Annotated in this window: 10 protein-coding genes and 2 pseudogenes; 3 read left to right on the top strand and 9 right to left on the bottom strand. The window is 69.0% G+C overall.

Going from position 1 to position 17007, the window contains the following annotated elements:
- The first annotated feature begins 279 nt into the window (after positions 1–279).
- Positions 280–7944 carry a polymorphic toxin-type HINT domain-containing protein gene (locus ACIODU_RS27085; RefSeq protein ID WP_401770569.1) on the top strand — a complete coding sequence of 2555 codons (7665 nt, stop codon included), beginning with the start codon at positions 280–282 and terminating at the stop codon, positions 7942–7944.
- Positions 7945–8025: 81 nt separating this feature from the next.
- Positions 8026–8514 (top strand): SUKH-4 family immunity protein, encoded by a 489-nt coding sequence (locus tag ACIODU_RS27080; RefSeq protein WP_401770514.1) that lies wholly within the window; start codon positions 8026–8028, stop codon positions 8512–8514.
- A 375-nt stretch (positions 8515–8889) separates the two neighbouring features.
- Here the strand turns inward: ACIODU_RS27080 and ACIODU_RS27075 are convergent.
- The 7 genes and pseudogenes from ACIODU_RS27075 to ACIODU_RS27045 form a co-directional block, all read right to left on the bottom strand.
- Positions 8890–9403 (bottom strand): annotated as a pseudogene (locus ACIODU_RS27075) (site-specific integrase); the annotation flags it as partial.
- Positions 9396–9521, bottom strand: a pseudogene (locus ACIODU_RS27070) (excisionase); the annotation flags it as partial. The pseudogenes ACIODU_RS27070 and ACIODU_RS27075, both read right to left, overlap by 8 nt.
- Complete coding sequence (locus ACIODU_RS27065) at positions 9514–9846, bottom strand: replication initiator (protein ID WP_401770512.1); 333 nt, start codon at positions 9844–9846, stop codon at positions 9514–9516. The gene ACIODU_RS27065 and the pseudogene ACIODU_RS27070, both read right to left, overlap by 8 nt.
- Positions 9847–10013: 167 nt before the next feature.
- On the bottom strand, positions 10014–11225 hold the full coding sequence (locus tag ACIODU_RS27060) for a pyridoxal phosphate-dependent aminotransferase (RefSeq protein ID WP_356428025.1): 1212 nt from the start codon (positions 11223–11225) through the stop codon (positions 10014–10016).
- A 132-nt stretch (positions 11226–11357) separates the two neighbouring features.
- Complete coding sequence (locus ACIODU_RS27055) at positions 11358–12206, bottom strand: polysaccharide deacetylase family protein (protein ID WP_401770566.1); 849 nt, start codon at positions 12204–12206, stop codon at positions 11358–11360.
- On the bottom strand, positions 12203–12361 hold the full coding sequence (locus ACIODU_RS27050) for a hypothetical protein (RefSeq protein WP_401770509.1): 159 nt from the start codon (positions 12359–12361) through the stop codon (positions 12203–12205). Before ACIODU_RS27050 ends, ACIODU_RS27055 begins: the two co-directional genes overlap by 4 nt.
- Positions 12362–12437: 76 nt before the next feature.
- Entirely contained in the window at positions 12438–13298 is an 861-nt protein-coding gene (locus ACIODU_RS27045; RefSeq protein ID WP_401770507.1) for a helix-turn-helix domain-containing protein, read from the bottom strand.
- Between the two features lie 161 nt (positions 13299–13459).
- On the opposite strand from ACIODU_RS27045, the gene ACIODU_RS27040 reads away from it, so the two are divergent.
- On the top strand, positions 13460–13807 hold the full coding sequence (locus ACIODU_RS27040; protein WP_356428018.1) for a DoxX family protein: 348 nt from the start codon (positions 13460–13462) through the stop codon (positions 13805–13807).
- Between the two features lie 25 nt (positions 13808–13832).
- Here ACIODU_RS27040 and ACIODU_RS27035 read toward each other — a convergent pair whose 3' ends face one another.
- Complete coding sequence (locus tag ACIODU_RS27035) at positions 13833–15443, bottom strand: amidohydrolase family protein (protein ID WP_401770504.1); 1611 nt, start codon at positions 15441–15443, stop codon at positions 13833–13835.
- A gap of 46 nt (positions 15444–15489) precedes the next feature.
- Positions 15490–16824, bottom strand: coding sequence for an amino acid deaminase (locus ACIODU_RS27030; protein ID WP_401770501.1), 1335 nt, complete (start codon positions 16822–16824; stop codon positions 15490–15492).
- Positions 16825–17007: the final 183 nt, after the last annotated feature.

Below are 17007 nucleotides of genomic sequence, written 5' to 3'. Positions count from 1 at the left end.
CAAGGTGAATTGTCATGTGATTGAGATCACTGTGCGGCAAATGCATTTGACGAGTTGTGAATTCGTGGCTGAACATTCGGCGAATCAGATAGCCTTCGGCGCCCTGTGCTTCCGCACGGTTCGGCCGGTGGTCGGGATCGACTGTGGGGGGCCGCGGCCGTCGTGTGGGGATCACTTTCATGGAGTGGCCGGGGGAGGCTTCCCGGTACCGAGGCGCAGCGCCGTCGTCGGCGGCGGGCGCGCATCGGTGTGATCGTCGTGGCGGCGACCGCCGTCACGGTGGGCCTCTTGCCCGGCGCCTACGCCTTGCCACCGTCCAGCAACCGTTCCGGGGTCGCCCTGGTCGACCTGCCGAAGCCGGTACGGGCAGACGGCGAGGACGGGGGCGAGCTGGCGGACATGACAACCGCCGAGGTGCGGGCCGCCGAGGACTACGAGCCGACGAAAATGGTCGCCCCGGTGGGCACCGGCATCACGACGCCGGCGACCGGCACGGTCGACGCGCTCACACCCGGGACGACCCAGCCGATCGGCGGCCTGCCGATCTCGATCGGCGCCCCCGCCACGGCGACCACCGAGGAGACGCAGGCGCTGGAGGGTGACTGGAAGGTCGCCCTGGCCAGCCAGGCGGAGACCTCGGCGGCCGACGTCGAGGGCCTGGTGTTCACCGTCACGCCGCCGGCCGGTGCCACCGGCGACGCCGTGGTCGCCGTGGACTACACCGAGTTCGCCGAGCTGTACGGCGCGAACTGGGCGGACCGGCTCCAGATCGTCAAATTCCCCGAGTGCTTCCTGACCACACCCGACACCGAAGGGTGCGCGGAGCCGACGCCGGTGGACACCACCAACGTCGTGGCACCGAAGGACGACGACGCCGTGGGTGACGGTGTCCTGGACGGCGAGCGCCGTATCGAGACCACCCTGGACGTCGCCGACCTGACGGACACGGATGCCGGCACGGGAACCGCCTCCGTACCGTCCGGCGCGAAGATGTCCCCCGCGCTGTACCGCGAGCCCGCCGAGGGCTCACCCCCGCTGACACGGGCAGCGGCCCTGAGCGCGGCGGCCAACTCCGGCTCCTCCGTCTTCATGGCGACGTCGGCGGGCAGCGGCGCCAAGGGAGACTTCTCCGCGACGCCGCTGGCCAGCGCCGGTTCGTGGACCGCGGGCAGCAGCTCGGGCGGCTTCTCCTACACGTACCAGCTCCAGCCGCCGTCGGTTCCCGGCGGCCCGGCACCGAGCCTGTCCTTCGGGTACAACTCGCAGGGCGTGGACGGCCGTACCTCCGCCACCAACAACCAGGCGTCGTGGATCGGTGACGGCTGGGACTACAACCCCGGTTCGATCACCCGCACGTACCGCACCTGCCGGGACGACACGTCCGGCGGCAACAACACCAAGCGCAAGACGAGCGACCTCTGTTACGGCTCCGACAACGCGACCCTGACCCTCGGCGGAACCACCACCGAGCTGGTCAAGGACGACGACGAGACGGGCAACGAGTGGATCACCGCCAACGGTGACGGCTCGCGTGTACGGCTGCTGAAGGACACCTCGCTGGACAACGGCGACTCCCTCGGCGAGTACTGGGAGGTCACCACCCGCGACGGCACGATCTACTACTTCGGGAAGCACAAGCTCCCCGGCTGGAGCGACAACGGCTCCGCCGCGGACGACCCGGTGACCAACTCGGTCCTGACCGTGCCCGTCTCCGGCAACCAGTCCGGCGAGGACTGCTACGACGCCGACTTCGCCAAGTCGTTCTGCGACCGCGGCTGGCGCTGGAACCTCGACTACGTCGTCGACACCTCCGGCAGCGCCATGTCCCTGTGGTGGAACAAGGAGAAGTCCCTCTACGCCAAGAACATGAAGTTCAACGCCGCGGTCTCCTACGACCGAGGCGGCTACCTCAAGCGCATCGACTACGGCCAGCGCGCGAGCACCCTGTTCAGTGCCGCGCCGCTGGCCCGGGTCGACTTCGCGGTCGACGAGCGGTGCTTCGTCGAGGACGGCATCGCCTGCTCCGAGGAGAACTTCACCTCCGGCGACTTCGCGAAGAACCACATCTGGTACGACACCCCCGCCGACCTCCTGTGCAAGTCCGGCAAGGACTGCTACGTCCCGGTGCCGACGTTCTGGACCCGCAAGCGTCTGGCGCAGATCACCACCTCGGCCCAGCGCACCCAGGGCTCCACCACCCTGTCCAAGGTCGACTCCTGGACGCTGGAGCAGTCGCTGCCGGCCGAGCGTACCGACGAGGGCACGGCACTGTGGCTGAACTCCGTCACCCGCACCGGGTACGGCACCGACGGCGAGGCCCAGGCCCTGCGGCCGGTGACGTTCGTCCCGAACACGCAGCCGATGCCGAACCGCGTGCGCCGCGGCGAGAAGGACCCGAATCCGACGTTCGACCGGCTGCGCATCGAGCGGATCATCAGCGAGTACGGCGGCGAGACCTTCGTCGACTACCGCGAGCCCACCGGCGCGTGCAGGACCGGCTCCGGTTTCCCCGACGTCGAGGCGAACACCGAACTGTGCTACCCCGCGTACTGGCATCCGGACCCGGACAAGGTCGACGAGTCGATCGAATGGTTCAACAAGTACGTCGTCGACAGGGTGAAGGAACTGCCCGGAGTCAAGGGCGTCGAGAACGTCACCACCTCGTACGTCTACGGCGACAACGGTGACGTCAAGGGCGCCTGGGCCCTGAACCAGGCCGAGTTCTCCCAGAAGAAGACCCGCACCTACGACCAGTGGCGCGGCTTCTCCCGCGTGCGCACCGTCAGCGGCGCCGACTCGTCGGACGCCTACCAGGGCAGCGCGAAGTCCATGTCGGAGGTGCGCTACTTCCGGGGCATGAACGGAGACCCGCTCCCGGACGGCTCCAAGCGCGCGGTGACCGTCAACGACACCGACGGGGTGAAGATAGCCCCGGACGACCTCGCCCTCCAGGGCCGGGTCGCCGAGGAACTCGACTACACCGGGCTCGACGGAACCCTGGTCTCCCGGTCCGTCGACTACCCCAAGGTCGTGGAACTCGCCAGCCGCGACCGGGCCGACGGCATCCCGCCGCTCAAGGCGTACCGGGTGCTGGACGACCACACCATCACCACCACCCGTTCCTCGGGCACGTACGGCGTGGACGAGAAACGGCTGTGGCGCTCGCTGCGCACGAACACCACGTACGACACCACCTACGGGCTGCCGCTCACCGTCGAATCGCTCGGTGACACGGAGAGGACCGGTGACGAGTCGTGCGCGGTCCTCAGCTACGTCCACAACACGGCGAAGAACCTGATCGGCCTGGACAAGGAGACGCTGACCACCGCGGGCACCTGCGCCGCGGCGCCCGACGCCCCTGTCTCCGCCCGCATCGCCGGCTCCCGGGTCGCCTACGACGACCTGGCCTTCGGCACCACCCCGACCTCGGGCTCGGCGACCACCACCTGGTCGCTGGACGGTACGGGCTCCGCCTGGCAGCAGACGGCCGAGCTCACCTACGACTCGTACGGGCGCGTCCTGACGACGACCAACGCCAACAAGGAGACCGAGAAGACCACGTACCTGCCGACCACGGGCCAGGTCTACTCGATCGTCGAGGAGAACGCGAAGAAGCAGACCTCCACCACCTACCTGGAGCCCGCGCGCGGCACCACGCTGAAGGACGTGGACGCCAACGGGCGCACGACTCTCTACGAGTACGACGCGCTCGGCCGTACCACCAAGGGCTGGGCCACCTCGCAGAGCGCCGACGAGAAGCCGTCGGTGACGTTCTCGTACAACACCGCGCCCAGTGAGCCGGTCTCCGTCGTCAGCTCCACGCTCAAGGACAACGGCACCGACTACGACGACTCCATCGTCTTCTACGACGGCCTCGGCCGCGAACGCCAGCGCCAGGAACCGGCGGTCGGCGACGGCCGCCTGATCACCGACACCATCTACAGCGCCAACGGCACCGTCGAGCGCACCAACAACGGCTACTACGCCGACGGCCTGCCGCAGCCCGTGATGTTCGAGGTCGACTCCGACTTCAAGATCCCCAACGCGACCCTGTACAAGTACGACGGCCAGGGCCGCGTCCTCGCCGAGACGCCGTACCTGGCGGGCGCCACGGTGGAAGAGAAGGCCACTCGCTACGAGTACGGCTACGACTGGTCCACGGTCATCCCGCCCACCGGCGCCGCCGCCCAGCGCAGCTGGAGCGACGCCCTGGGCAGGGACGTACGGATCGACACGTACACGGACGCGACACGTACGGCGTTCCGGTCGATGACGTACTCGTACGACGTACGCGGCGACCAGGTCAAGGCCGAGGACTCCGCCAAGAACGTCTGGTCCTACACGTACGACGCGCTCGGCCGGCAGGTCACGGCGACCGACCCGGACACCGGGACGAGCCGCACGACGTACGACCTGCTCAACCGACCCGAGACGACCACGGACGGCAACGAGAACAAGGTCTGGACGAAGTACGACGAACTCGGCCGCACGGTCGAGGAGCGGAAGAACTCGTCCTCGGGCGAGCTGCTGACGTCCGCGAGCTACGACGCGGCCGGCGCACTCGGGCTGCCGCACTCCACCACCCGCTACACGGACGGCCTGCCCTACACGAGCACCGTCACCGGGTACACGCCCGACTACCAGCCGACCGGGACCACACTCACCCTGCCGGCCACGATCGCGGCCCAGTACGGGTTGCAGGAGACGTACGCCTACTCGTACGAGTACAGCAAGTCCGGTCAGCTCCGGACCGCTTCACTGCCGGCCGCGGGCGGTCTCTCCGCGGAGAAGATCGTCACCCGGTACAACGAGGACGGTCTGCCGGTCTCCACGTCCGGTATCGACTGGTACAACGCGGACACCGACTACAGCGTCTACGGCCAGGTCCTGCGCTCGGTCACGGGTGAGAACCCGAACCGGGTCTGGACCAGCAATCTCTACGACGAGGGCACCGGTGAACTGACCGCCGCGTACACCGACCGTGAGTCCACCAGCGACACCTCGACGGTGCTCGGCAGCCGGGTCAACCGCCGCTCCTACGCGTACGACCCCGCCGGCAACGTCACCAAGATCGAGGACGCCGTCGACGCGTCGACCGACCGGCAGTGCTTCAGCTACGACGCCATCGGTCAGATGACGCAGGCCTGGACGGCGTCGGACACGGCGTGCGCGGTGAAGGCCGACGGGACGCCGAGCGCCCCGACGATCGGTGCGGGTGACGGGTACCACAAGACGTACACGTACGACGCGATGGGCAACCGCAAGACCGAGGTCGACCACTACCTCGGGGCGCCGGGCACCACCACGGTCCTGGACCCCGCGAAGGACGCGTCGACGTCCTACACGTACGGCAAGGCGGACGGCACCCAGCCGCACACGCTGACCGGGATGTCGTCGACCTACCTGTCGGACGCGGGCGCCAAGATCACCAAGGCGTCCACGCGCACCTACGACAAGGCCGGCAACACCCAGACCCGGACGGACGGCGGAGACGAGCAGGGCCTGACCTGGACGTGGGACGGGAAGCTCGCCTCGGTCACCGGCTTCGGCGAGAGCGGCGCGGGGGCCTGGACGGGGCTGTCCGGCAAATGCCTGGACCTGGCCTCGGCCTCGACGGTCGCGGGTACCGCGCTCCAGCTCTTCCCGTGCAACGGCAGCCGTGCCCAGCAGTTCAGGATCAGCGGCGCCACCCCCACCGACTCGTCCAAGGGGGCACTGAAGGTCCTGGGTCAGTGTGCGGTGCCGAAGGACGGTGCCACCGCCGACGGCACGGCGGTGGTGATCGCCGGCTGTACGGGTGCGGTGGCGCAGCAGTGGACAGCCGTCGAGGCCGGTCACAAGCTCAAGCACGTCGCCTCCGGGAAGTGCCTGGTCGTCCCCGGCGCCAACCCGGCCGCCGGTACGGATCTCACGCTCGGCACCTGCGACAGCGCGGGGGCCGCTCAGTCGTGGGCCCCGGCCAACGAGACGAAGTACGTCTACGGCCCGTCGGGCGAACGCCTGATGGCGCTCACCGCGAGCACCCGGACCCTCTATCTCGGGGACGCCACGGTCACGCTGAACGTGGACGGGACGCCGAACTCCTCGGAGCGCTACTACCAGCAGCCCGGCGGCCCTGTCGTGATGCGGGTCAAGCAGGCCGGCGGCGCGGACCAGCTGTCGATGCAGGTCACCGACCAGAACGGCACGGCCTACATCAACGTCAGGCTCGCCGCCGGCAACGCGGTGAAGTTCGACAAGACCGACCCGTTCGGTGTCACGCGTAAGAAAGCCAATACCTGGCTCTCCCACAAGGGCTACATCGGCGGCGAGGACGACTCGTCCACCGGCCTGATCCACCTCGGGGCCCGTGAGTACGACCCTGAGACGGGCCGTTTCATCTCGGCCGACCCGCTGCTCGACCTGGCCGATCCGGTGCAGACGAACGGCTACGTCTACTGCGAGAACAACCCCGTCACCTTCGCCGACCCCAGCGGAATGATGATGGACGGCGGCGGTCCCGGCGGCAGTGTGAGCGGAGGCGCCGAGACTGCCGAGGAGGCATGGGCCAATCAGCAGCTCAACACGTCGATGTCCCAGATCATCCTCAACGTCGGCTGGGCCGTCTTCAAGGAGTTCATCGGCTGGAACGATGTCGTCAGCTGCTTCTCCCGCGGCGACATGTGGGCCTGCGGTTCCCTGATCATCGACGCCATCCCGTGGACCTCGGTCTTCAGCAAGGGCAAGAAGATCTGGCGCGCCGTCGAGAAGACCTTCAGCGCGATCAGCGCCTGGCGCAAGGCCCAGGAGAAGGCCCGCAAGATCATCGCAGCCGCCAAGGCAGCCCGCGAAGCCGCCAGAGCGGCCAAGGCCGCAGCCAAGGCAGCTGCCAAGAGAGCCGCACAAGCAGCGAAGAAGAAAGCACAGCAAGCAGCCACCCGAGCAGCCAAAAAAGCAGCCGAGAAGACCGGAAACGCCGCACAGAAGACCAAACGAGCGGCAGCCAAGGCCAACGAAAAGGTCAAGAGCGCCGCACAGAGGGTCACCAGGAAGCCGAAGAAGGAAAACGGCAAGGACGGCGTAGACGAATCCTCGCCCGGCGGTGGAGAAAGCTGCGACACACCCAACAGCTTCGTTCCCGGCACCCTCGTCGCCATGGCCAACGGATCGACCAAACCGATCGAAAAGGTCAAGAACGGCGACAAGGTCCTCGCCACCGACCCCGAAACCGGCGAGACAACCCCCGAAACCGTCACCGCCGAGATCACCGGCAAGGGCACAAAACACCTCGTCAAGATCACCATCGACACCGACGGCGACAAGGGCCACAAGACCGACACCCTCACCGCCACCAACAACCACCCCTTCTGGGTGGAAGCGGTAGGCAAGTGGCTCGACGCAACCGACCTCAAACCCGGCCAATGGCTCCGCACCAGCGCCGGCACCCACGTCCAGATCACCGCGATCGACCGCTGGACCACCCCCAAGGCCACGGTCCACAACCTCACGGTCAACGACCTGCACACGTACTATGTGCTGGCGGGGGCCACGCCGGTCCTGGTCCATAATTGTGGCGGCCAGGTCGAATATGGCGGCAATGAACTCAGCCAGGCCGTCATACAGGAACGACTGAAGACGGGAAACAAGTCCAATAATTTTGCGGCGGTGAGGTATACCGATGCAGATGGGGTTTCGCAGATTGCGGTCGCATCCTCCTCTAAGGGTCTGGGCAACCACGCAGAGCGTAAACTGCTCAGAGAGTACGGGGACTCGATCAGTGAAGCCTATTCAGAATTCCAGCCGTGCACTGGGACGAATAAGTGTCGGAGTAGGCTAGCCGAGGCTGGCATACCAACGACTTGGACTTGGGGCTGGACCACTTCGGCCGAGGGTGCTGCCGCAAGGTCCGCCAAGGGTAAAGCGGTGACTTCGATGTTCAGGGATGCCGTATCGGGTAACTGGTAAGGTGGCTCTAATATTGCGGTTGGCCCGCCACCCATCCGGGTGGCGGGCCAACCGTGGCTGTGAGAATTGAGACGGGCGCCGATGGCTAACCACCGCTATTCAATCGAATATGTCGCATGCGTGAGGAACTCCGCCGCGCGTGATTACCTTTCTTCAGTTGGACTGCCTGTCGAGCATGTCCTTTTTTCGGCTTCGGAAGCTGCTGGTGGTGGCCGTGTCGAGAACGTCGAAGATCGCGACCTTCTAAAATTGGGATCTGGCGGGGATGGTGATGATGCGTACTGCGTCGACTGTAAAACCGGCGAGGTGTTCTACCGTGGCAGCGGTGATCCGTCTCTATTTTCCGTGAACTCATCACCGCAGAAGTTGTCTGAATGTTTGAGTGTATTCGAGCTTGAAATCGCTCGATCCGCAGGTGGAGACGATCCAGAAATGCTGGAAGAACTTGCCGATCTGCTGGGAAGGTCGCTTGGGGAGATTGATCCGCCGGCCCTACGGGAAGATCCAGGGTTTTGGCGTTCAATTATCTTTGATGTGGCAATCGGCGACTATGTGGACGATGAATCGTAGCCTTCTTGAGGCGGCGCAACTCGCGCTCCTGGATAACGAAATTGACCGCTAACACTGCCGCCTCCGGCGTGGCCTAAGGTTCGTTAATCTCGACGAACTCACGACCCGCTGGAACATGTATGAGCATTTCGTTCAGGCCCGCCATAGGGGCAGCGTTCGAATAGCAGGACAATGGCTGTGCGGGTCAATTCCCTATGAGAGTGCACGTGGGACAGGTTTGGGCCCCTCCGTGAGAATTCGAAAGGGGCCCAAGTGGTCTTTGACGGCAGTAGTTGACGGCAACGTCAGCGGACAGGGCTGTACGCAGGGCGGCAGGGCGTCGCCAGCGTCAGGTTGGTTGGCAGCCTCGGAAGGGTTGTGGAGAGTGCGGCCGAGGAGGTCGATGGCGTCGCGTTGGAGGCGGAGGAGTTCACCCTTGCGGAGTCCGGTACGCGGGGCGAGTTTGTACAGCGTGTGCAGTCGGTCGGTGCGGGCCGCGTTGAGGAACTGGTGAGCCTCCGGCGCTGTGAGGGGCTGGAAGTGTCTGGGCCGATGCGCCGTGGCTTTGACATTCCGGGCGACGTTGCGGGGCAGCTCGACTTCGCGGACCTCGTGTTCCAGCGCCGACTTGAGGACCGAGTGCACGTCGGTCACGGTCAAAGCGGACCGCCGCTTCTGGCAGCACCCGCCGACTGCGCAGTACCTTCCGCACGGCGTCGAGTCCCTGGGTGCAGGACTGGCAGGTGGTGCGGAGGCGGGCGACCTTCTTGGTGCCGAGGCCGGGGACGAGGTGGAGGCGGACACAGGCCGCGTAGCGGGTGTGGGTGTTCTCCCGAAGCCGATGGACAGCGACGCTGCCCAGCGAGTGGGTGAGGTAGTCGCCGATAGTGCTGTCTGCGGTGGCGGCGGGCGCGGCCGATGGTCAGGGAGGCCAGGCGGCCGGTGCGCAGGAGGTCGTAGAGGGCGCAGCGGCCGATCTTCAGGCGGGCCATGGCCTCGGGGACGGTGAGGAGTTCGTCGTCACGCATCGGCTGTCACCGCCTCTGCTCGTGTCGGGCCGCCGCCGATGAGGGTGGCGAGGCGTTCGAGGTCGGGGGTGAGGCCGGTGCCGTCGTAGGCCCAGTGGGCGATGACGAGGGTGGTCGGGAAGGCGGCGGGGTGTGGCGGCGGTGCCAGGCGGCTCGGGCAGCGCGGAGGGCGCCGAGGGGGGGTGGAGCAGGCGCGGGTCTTGGTGGAGAAGTGGCCGCGGAAGCCGAGCAGGTGGGCCCACTGGCGCAGGTTCAGGTGCTTGAGGTCTTCGCGGTTGCCGAGGGCCCAGGCGGTGCGGATCATGCGGGCGGCGTGCTCGGGCACGGCCTCTAACCAGCGGTCGGTGATCCTCGGGGGACGGCTCCGGGACGATGACCTCCATCCCGCCCCGGGAGATCTTGGCCGGCTTGTCGCGGCCGTCGCACGTCCCGTACCTGAGGCGAAGGAGCAGTTATCTCAGGTACCGGCCCGCCCCACGTCCTCGACGACGCCTACGGCTGCGAGTAGCCGTCCAGGAAGGTTCCGATTCGGGTTACCGCGTCTGTCAGGTCTTGGGTGGTCGGGAGGGTCACGATGCGGAAGTGGTCCGGTTCCGGCCAGTTGAAGCCTGTGCCGTGGACCACCATGATCTTTTCGGCGCGGAGGAGGTCCAGGACCATCTCCCGGTCGTCCTTGATCTTGTAGACCTTCGGGTCCAGCCGCGGGAAGAGGTACAGCGCGCCCTTCGGCTTCACGCACGTCACCCCCGGGATCTGGGTCAGCAGGTCGTACGCCGTGTCCCGCTGTTCCAGGATCCGGCCGCCCGGCAGCACCAGGTCCTGGATCGACTGGCGGCCGCCGAGCGCCGTCGCGACCGCGTGCTGCGACGGCATGTTGGCGCAGAGCCGCATGTTGGCCAGGATCGTCAGGCCCTCGATGTACGACGTGGCGTGCGCCTTGGGGCCGCACACCGCCATCCAGCCGGAGCGGAAACCGGCCACGCGGTAGTTCTTGGACAGCCCGTTGAAGGTGAGGGTGAGCAGGTCGGGCGCGATCGCCGCCGTCGGGGTGTGCGTGGCGCCGTCGTACAGGATCCGGTCGTAGATCTCGTCCGAGCACACGATCAGGTTGTGCCGGCGGGCGATCTCGGTCAGCGACGCCAGCATCTCGTCCCCGTACACCGCACCCGTCGGGTTGTTCGGGTTGATGATCACGATCGCCTTCGTGCGGTCGGTGATCTTGCGCTCGATGTCGGTGAGGTCCGGCATCCATTCGGCCTGCTCGTCGCACCGGTAGTGCACGGCCGTGCCCCCGGCGAGCGACACGCTCGCCGTCCACAGCGGATAGTCCGGGGCCGGTACGAGCACCTCGTCGCCGTCGTCCAGCAGCGCCTGCATCGACATCTGGATCAGCTCGGACACGCCGTTGCCGAGGTAGATGTCCTCGACGTCCAGCTCGATGCCCTTGGTCTGGTAGTGCTGCATCACCGCGCGCCGCGCGGACAGCAGGCCCTTCGCGTCGCCGTAGCCGTGCGCGTCGCCGAGGTTGCGGAGCATGTCCTCCAGGATCTCGGGCGGGCACTCGAAGCCGAACGCCGCCGGATTCCCCGTGTTGAGCTTGAGGATGCGGTGGCCCGCCGCCTCCAGCCGCGTCGCCTCCTCCAGGACCGGGCCCCGGATCTCGTAACAGACGTTGGCGAGCTTCGTCGACTGGATCACCTGCATGTCCGCCACCTTACGGCCGGGTGACGAGGGCCGCGTCGTGTTTTTGCCCACGTTGCTCCGTACTGATGACGGGGACTGATGACGGGGGACTGATGACGCGGGCTCGGTCGCGCGGTCGCCGCGCCGGCGCGGTCAGCGGACCGGGAAGCCGAAGCCGTACCCGTGGTGCCGCAGCCACGGCAGCAGCTTCCTGAGCGCCGCCGCCGACTGGGAACGGTCGCCGCCGCCGTCGTGGAAGAGGATGGTCGGGCCGTTGTCCAGCTCGTGCCGCACCACGTGCAGGATCGCGCGGACGCCGCGCTCCTCGTAGTCCTTCGAGTCCACGTTCCAGCCCAGCGGGCGCATGCCCGCCGCCGCGGCGATCTGCCTGCTGTACGGGGTGAACGCGCCGCCCGGCGCCCGGTAGTACAGCGGTTCGACACCCCCGGACGCCCGGGTGATCTGCGCGGCCGCCGCCAGGATCTGGCGCTTCTGGTAGCGCCGCGAGCGGTGGTCCATCGCGGTGTTGTGCGTGACGGTGTGGTCGCACAGCCGGTGGCCGTCGGCGACCACCCGCCTGACCAGGCCGGGGTGGGCGGCGGCCTGCGGGCCGATCATGCAGAAGGTCGCCCTGACCCCGTTGTCCTGGAGGATCTTGAGGATCCTCGGGGTCCAGGTGGGGTCGGGGCCGTCGTCGATGGTGATGTTGACGGCCCGGCGGCTGCCGCCCTCGACCGCGTGGGCGATGTCCATGTTCACGCGGGGCGGGGGGAGCCTCGGGTCGGGGGACGAGGTCTGGCCGGGCGGGGTGGGGGGAGTGGCGGGAGGGGAGGGAGTGGCGGGAGTGGGTGGGGTTGCGGAGGTGCCCGGGGTACGGGTCTCCCCGGTCGCCCCCGACCGCACCGTCGCGCCCTTGTCGTCGGAGCCGCCGGCGCCCCGGGACCCGTCCGCCAGCTCGCCGCCGCATCCCGTGAGCCCCGTGACCAGGGCCGCGGCGATCAGAGCGAGCAACGCGGCCCGTGCCCCCCGTACCCCCGCCGTTCGAGCTGTTCGAGCCGGTCGAATGCCCGTACGTGCCATCGTCCCCACCACTCCCGCTGTCGCCTCGCGTCGTCCTCGGAGAGAGACGAGCGGAAGGGGCGGGAGGATCCGGTCATCACCGGATGGTCATGAGTTCGTGGGACCCGCTCGCTCACCAGTGCCTTTCCGGGCCGTACGGCGCGTGCGGGACGGTCACCCCGCCACCGCGTGCAGCGCCCCTGGCCTGCGCCCCGTCAGGTTGTCCAGCGCCGCCGACGTGGCGTCGTCCGCCGGCAGGTGTACCACCAGGTGCAGGCCGTCCAGGCCCGGCAGGTCCAGCGTCTCGGTCGCCAGACTGAGCGCGCCCGCCGCCGGATGCGCCACTCGCTGTGACAGCGGGCTCTCGGGCGTCAGGGCGGCGCGCGCCCAGCGGTCCGTGAAAGGAGCCCCGGCCGCCGCGGACAGTTCCTCCACGAACGACGCCAGGAAGCGGTCCTCCGGTACGGAGTCGGTCTTGAGGCGCGAGACCAGTACGTCCGCCTCCCGCTCCCAGTCCACCAGGACGGTACGGGCCCGCCCGTCCGTGAACACGTAGCGGGCGAGGTTCGGGGCGGGGGCGTCCAGCAGGCCCAGCGGGGCGGCGAGCCGCTCGTACCCCTCCGTGTACGCCAGCACCTCGGTCAGCCGGTTGACCAGGACCGCCGGGGTGGGCTCCAGCCGGTCGAGCAGGGCCCGCACCGTGGGCCGTACGGTCCGGGCCGGCGGGGTGCCCGCGCCCGGGCAGAGTCCCAGGTCGCCGGTGGTGATCTTCTCGGCGCGCATCAGCGCGAACCGCTCGTCGGCCGTCAGCCGCAGCGCCTCGGCGAGCGCGCCGAGCACCTGGGCCGATGGGTGGCGGCCCCGGCCCTGTTCGAGGCGGGCCAGGTACTCGACGCTGATGCCCGCCAGCATCGCCAGCTCGGACCGGCGCAGACCGGGTGTACGGCGGCGGCTGCCGCCGGGGAGGCCCACCTGGGCGGGTGTCACGGCCTCGCGGCGGGCGCGCAGGAAAAGGCCCAGCTCGTTGTGGCTCACCCCGGCAATTTACGCCGGATCCGCGCCCGGATCGTAGCCCTGCCAGTACCCGCCTCGGCCGGGGCTTCCTCGCCGCTCGCGGCCAGGACAGGTTGTGCGGAAGGCCGGGCCCGGGACCGGGCCCCCTCACCTCCGCTTCCACCGTCTCCAGAGGGGCACCTGTGTTCATCGCCTATGCCGTCGTCGGCCTGCTGCTCGCCGCCGGACTGACCCTGTCCGCCGTCGGTACGTTCACCCGCAACGAGAAGGTCATCGCGTCGATGCTCGGACTCGGCGTGCCGGACTCCTGGCTGCCGAGGCTGGCCACGCTGAAGGCGCTCGGCGCGGTGGGGCTCGTCGTGGGGCTGTGGGTGCCGCTCATAGGGGAGGCGGCGGCGGTCGGGGTCTTCCTCTACTTCGTCGGGGCCGTCGTCACGCACCTGCGCGCCAAGGACCACGAGATCGCCCCGGCCGGGGTGTTCGTGGTGCTGGCCGTCGCCGCGTTCGTGCTGCGGCTCGCCTCGGCCTGAGCCCTGTGCACGCTCACCGGAAGCGTCACGCCGTCCGCCGCACCGACCGCCCCGCCAGCGTGTCCGTGCGCCGGCCGTCCTCGATCACGAAGCGGCCGTCGATCAGCACGTGCGGGATGCCCACCGGCAGCGTGCGGGGGACGTCGAACGTCGACCCGGCCGCCACCGTGGCCGGGTCGAAGAGGACCAGGTCCGCGCGGTAGCCCTCCCGTACCAGACCGCGATCGGGCAGGCGGAGGCGCCCGGCCGGGCGCGAGGTCAGGTGCGCCACGCACTCCTCCAGGCTCAGGACGCCCAACTCCCGCGCGTACCGGCCGAGATACCGCGGGAACGTGCCGTACGCCCGCGGATGCGGCTTGGCGCCCTGGAGGATGCCGTCGCTGCCGCCCGTGTGCACGCGGTGGCGCATGATCTCCCGGACGTTCTCCTCGTGGCCCACGTGCTGGAGGATCGTCGAGCCGAGACCGTCCTCGATCAGCAGCCTGCGGGCCGTGACCCAGGGGGCCTCCGCGCGCTCGGCCGCCGACGCGGCGACCGTCTTCCCCACGTACGGGGCCAGGCCCGGCGCCGAGACCCCCGAGATCTCGATCGTGTCCCACTCGATGGGCACCCCGTGGCAGCCGTCCGCGCCGACGACCTCCATGTGGTGGCGGATTCTCTCGGCGGTGGTGTCGTCGCGCAGCCGCGCCAGGATGCTGTCCGGGCCGCCCTCGCTCGCCCAACTGGGCAGCATCGCCACGAGGGTGGTGCAGCCGGGGGTGTACGGATAGGTGTCCAGGGTGATGTCGGCGCCCGCGTCCAGCGCGGCGTCCAACAGGGCCAGCAGGTCGGGGGCCTTGCCCTCGTTGACGCCGAAGTTCATGGTGGCGTGGGCCAGATGGAGCGCGCAGCCCGCCCGGCGGGTGAGCGTGACCATCTCCTCGTACGCCCGGAGCGCGCCGGCGCCGTACGACCGGTGGTGCGGGCAGTAGTAGCCGCCGTACCGCGCCACCACCCGGCAGAGCGCGGTCAGTTCGGCGTCGTCGGCGTACATGCCCGGTGTGTACGTCAGCCCCGAGGACAGGCCGACCGCGCCCTGTTCCAGGCCCTCGGCCACCAGCCGTTCCATACGGGCCAGTTCGGCGGCGGTCGCCGGGCGGTCGTCCCAACCGACCGCGTACATACGGACCGTGCCCTGCGGGATCAGGTACGCGGCGTTGACGGCGATGCCCGCGCCGTCGAAGCCGCGGTCGAGCCGGTCCAGGTACTCGCCGACCGTCCGCCAGTCGAAGTCGATGTCCGAACCGTCGCCGTTCCAGCCGGTGATGGACTGCCTGACCTGCGCGAGGGTCGCGTCGTCCACGGGCGCGTACGACAGGCCGTCCTGCCCGATCACCTCCAGCGTCACCCCCTGCGCAACTTTCGCGGAGTGGTCGGGGTCGCGCAGGAGGGCGAGGTCGCTGTGCGCGTGCATGTCGATGAAGCCGGGGGAGAGGGCGAGCCCGGCGGCGTCGAGGGAGCGCGCGGCGCTCAGGCGGGGGCCGCCGCCCTCCCGCCGTATCGCGGCGATACGGCCGTCGGATAGGCCGACGTCCGCGCGGTAGGAGGGGCCGCCGGTGCCGTCGACGACCTGTACGTCCTGGATGACGAGATCCATGGCCTGCGCTCCTGGGGCTACTGGGTCCGGGGGTCCTGACGGCTTCTCAAAAAAACGTACGGATCAGGTCCGTGACCGCGCCGTCCGCCTCCACCAGCGGGATCAGCTGCCACTTGTCGAACGACGTGCACGGGTGGGACAGCCCCAGCCCGACCCAGTCGCCGACCTCCAGTTCCGCGCCCTCGGCCGTGGACACCCACGTGTGCTGGTCGGACAGGCCGGTGACGGTGAGCCCGGTGGCCGGCCTGACCTCGCCGGTACGGCCGTCCCGGACCACCTGGGGCTCCGGGAGGTCCAGGTCGTACGCCGCGTCCCGCTTGCCCGCGTTCAGGAACGCCTGCCCGGCGGACGGGCGCGAGACGACCTGCGCCCACAGCCGGAACGCGGGCTCCAACGCGCCTTCCCCGGGAACCCGGTTGAAGGGCGTGAGGCGGCGGTAGTGGCCGTCGTCGTGCGAGACGTACGCGCCGGAGCGCAGCAACTTGAGGACGGGGAGGGAGAGTTCCGGGATCTCGGCGAAGACGTCGGCGACGGCGTCGAACCAGGCGCTGCCGCCCGCGCTGATCACGATCTCGTCCGGGCCGTCCGGTCCGGAGAAGCGCCCCGCCTTGTCGAACTCCGCAGCCAGTGCGACCAGTCGACGCAGCCAGGCCCGTACCCGGTCACCGTCGGCGTCCGGCACCTCGCCCTCGTACCCGGCGACTCCCGCCAGGCGGAGGGTGGTGACGGCTGCCACCGCGTCGGCGACCGCCGCGCACTCCGCCTCCGTACGCGCTCCCGTACGGGCCCCCTCGCCCGCGCCCAGTTCGACCACGACCTCCACCGGGCGGGTGGCGCCGGCCGCGCGCAGGGCCTCGTCCATCAACGCGACGCCGCGCACGGAGTCCACGTAACAGAGGAACCGGAAGTCCGGGTCGCGGTCCAGTTCGCCGGACAGCCAGCGCAGCGCCGCCGCGTCGACCACCTCGTTGGCGAGGAAGATCCGCCGGATGCCGAACGCCCGGTAGACGCGCGCCTGGTGGGGCAGGGCGGCGGTGATGCCCCAGGCGCCGTGGGCGAGTTGGCGCTCGAAGAGCTGGGGGGACATGGAGGTCTTGCCGTGCGGGGCGAAGGCCAGGCCGTGGCGTTCGGCGTACGTCTCCAGCAGGGCGAGGTTGTGCGCGAGCGACTCGGCGGACAGGGCGAGCACGGGGGTGGTGAAGCCGCCGGTGAACAGGTCGCGGCGCTCGGCGGCGAGCGCGCCGACCGTCAGGCCCTCAGCGTCCGGCGGGAGCCCCTTGAAGCGGTGGTCCACGCGCTCGTCGCGGAGGTGGTCGACACGTCCGTTGCCGAGGCGGTCCACGTGCTCGTCGCCGAGCGGGGCGGGTCGGTCGGTCGCCATGCGGGCCTCCGGAGTCGAAGTGGGATCGTTTTGCTCGCTATCGTTGCAACATTTGCAACACCCATTGCGCATATCGCTTGTCGCTGTCTAACATCCGAGCCGATGTCGGGTCAATGGTGGCCCCTCCACGCATCGGCCGAGCGGCGAGGAGCCCCAGAGTGACCGGAGTGACCGGACCTGTGC

Origin of the sequence: Streptomyces sp. NPDC088261 (genome assembly GCF_044740805.1) — a bacterium.
In the GTDB taxonomy this organism is placed as follows: domain Bacteria; phylum Actinomycetota; class Actinomycetes; order Streptomycetales; family Streptomycetaceae; genus Streptomyces.
The sequence above is the reverse complement of the archived record's forward strand: the minus strand, read 5'-3'. Positions and strand labels throughout refer to the sequence as shown.

What these genes read in the sequence shown, in the direction of transcription:
- ACIODU_RS27060 (WP_356428025.1), bottom strand. Translation starts at nt 11,225, where the DNA reads ATGCAGGTGATCCAGTCGACGAAGCTCGCCAACGTCTGTTACGAGATC.
- ACIODU_RS27080 (WP_401770514.1), top strand. Translation starts at nt 8,026, where the DNA reads ATGGCTAACCACCGCTATTCAATCGAATATGTCGCATGCGTGAGGAAC.
- ACIODU_RS27050 (WP_401770509.1), bottom strand. Translation starts at nt 12,361, where the DNA reads ATGACCGGATCCTCCCGCCCCTTCCGCTCGTCTCTCTCCGAGGACGAC.
- ACIODU_RS27030 (WP_401770501.1), bottom strand. Translation starts at nt 16,824, where the DNA reads ATGGCGACCGACCGACCCGCCCCGCTCGGCGACGAGCACGTGGACCGC.
- ACIODU_RS27035 (WP_401770504.1), bottom strand. Translation starts at nt 15,443, where the DNA reads ATGGATCTCGTCATCCAGGACGTACAGGTCGTCGACGGCACCGGCGGC.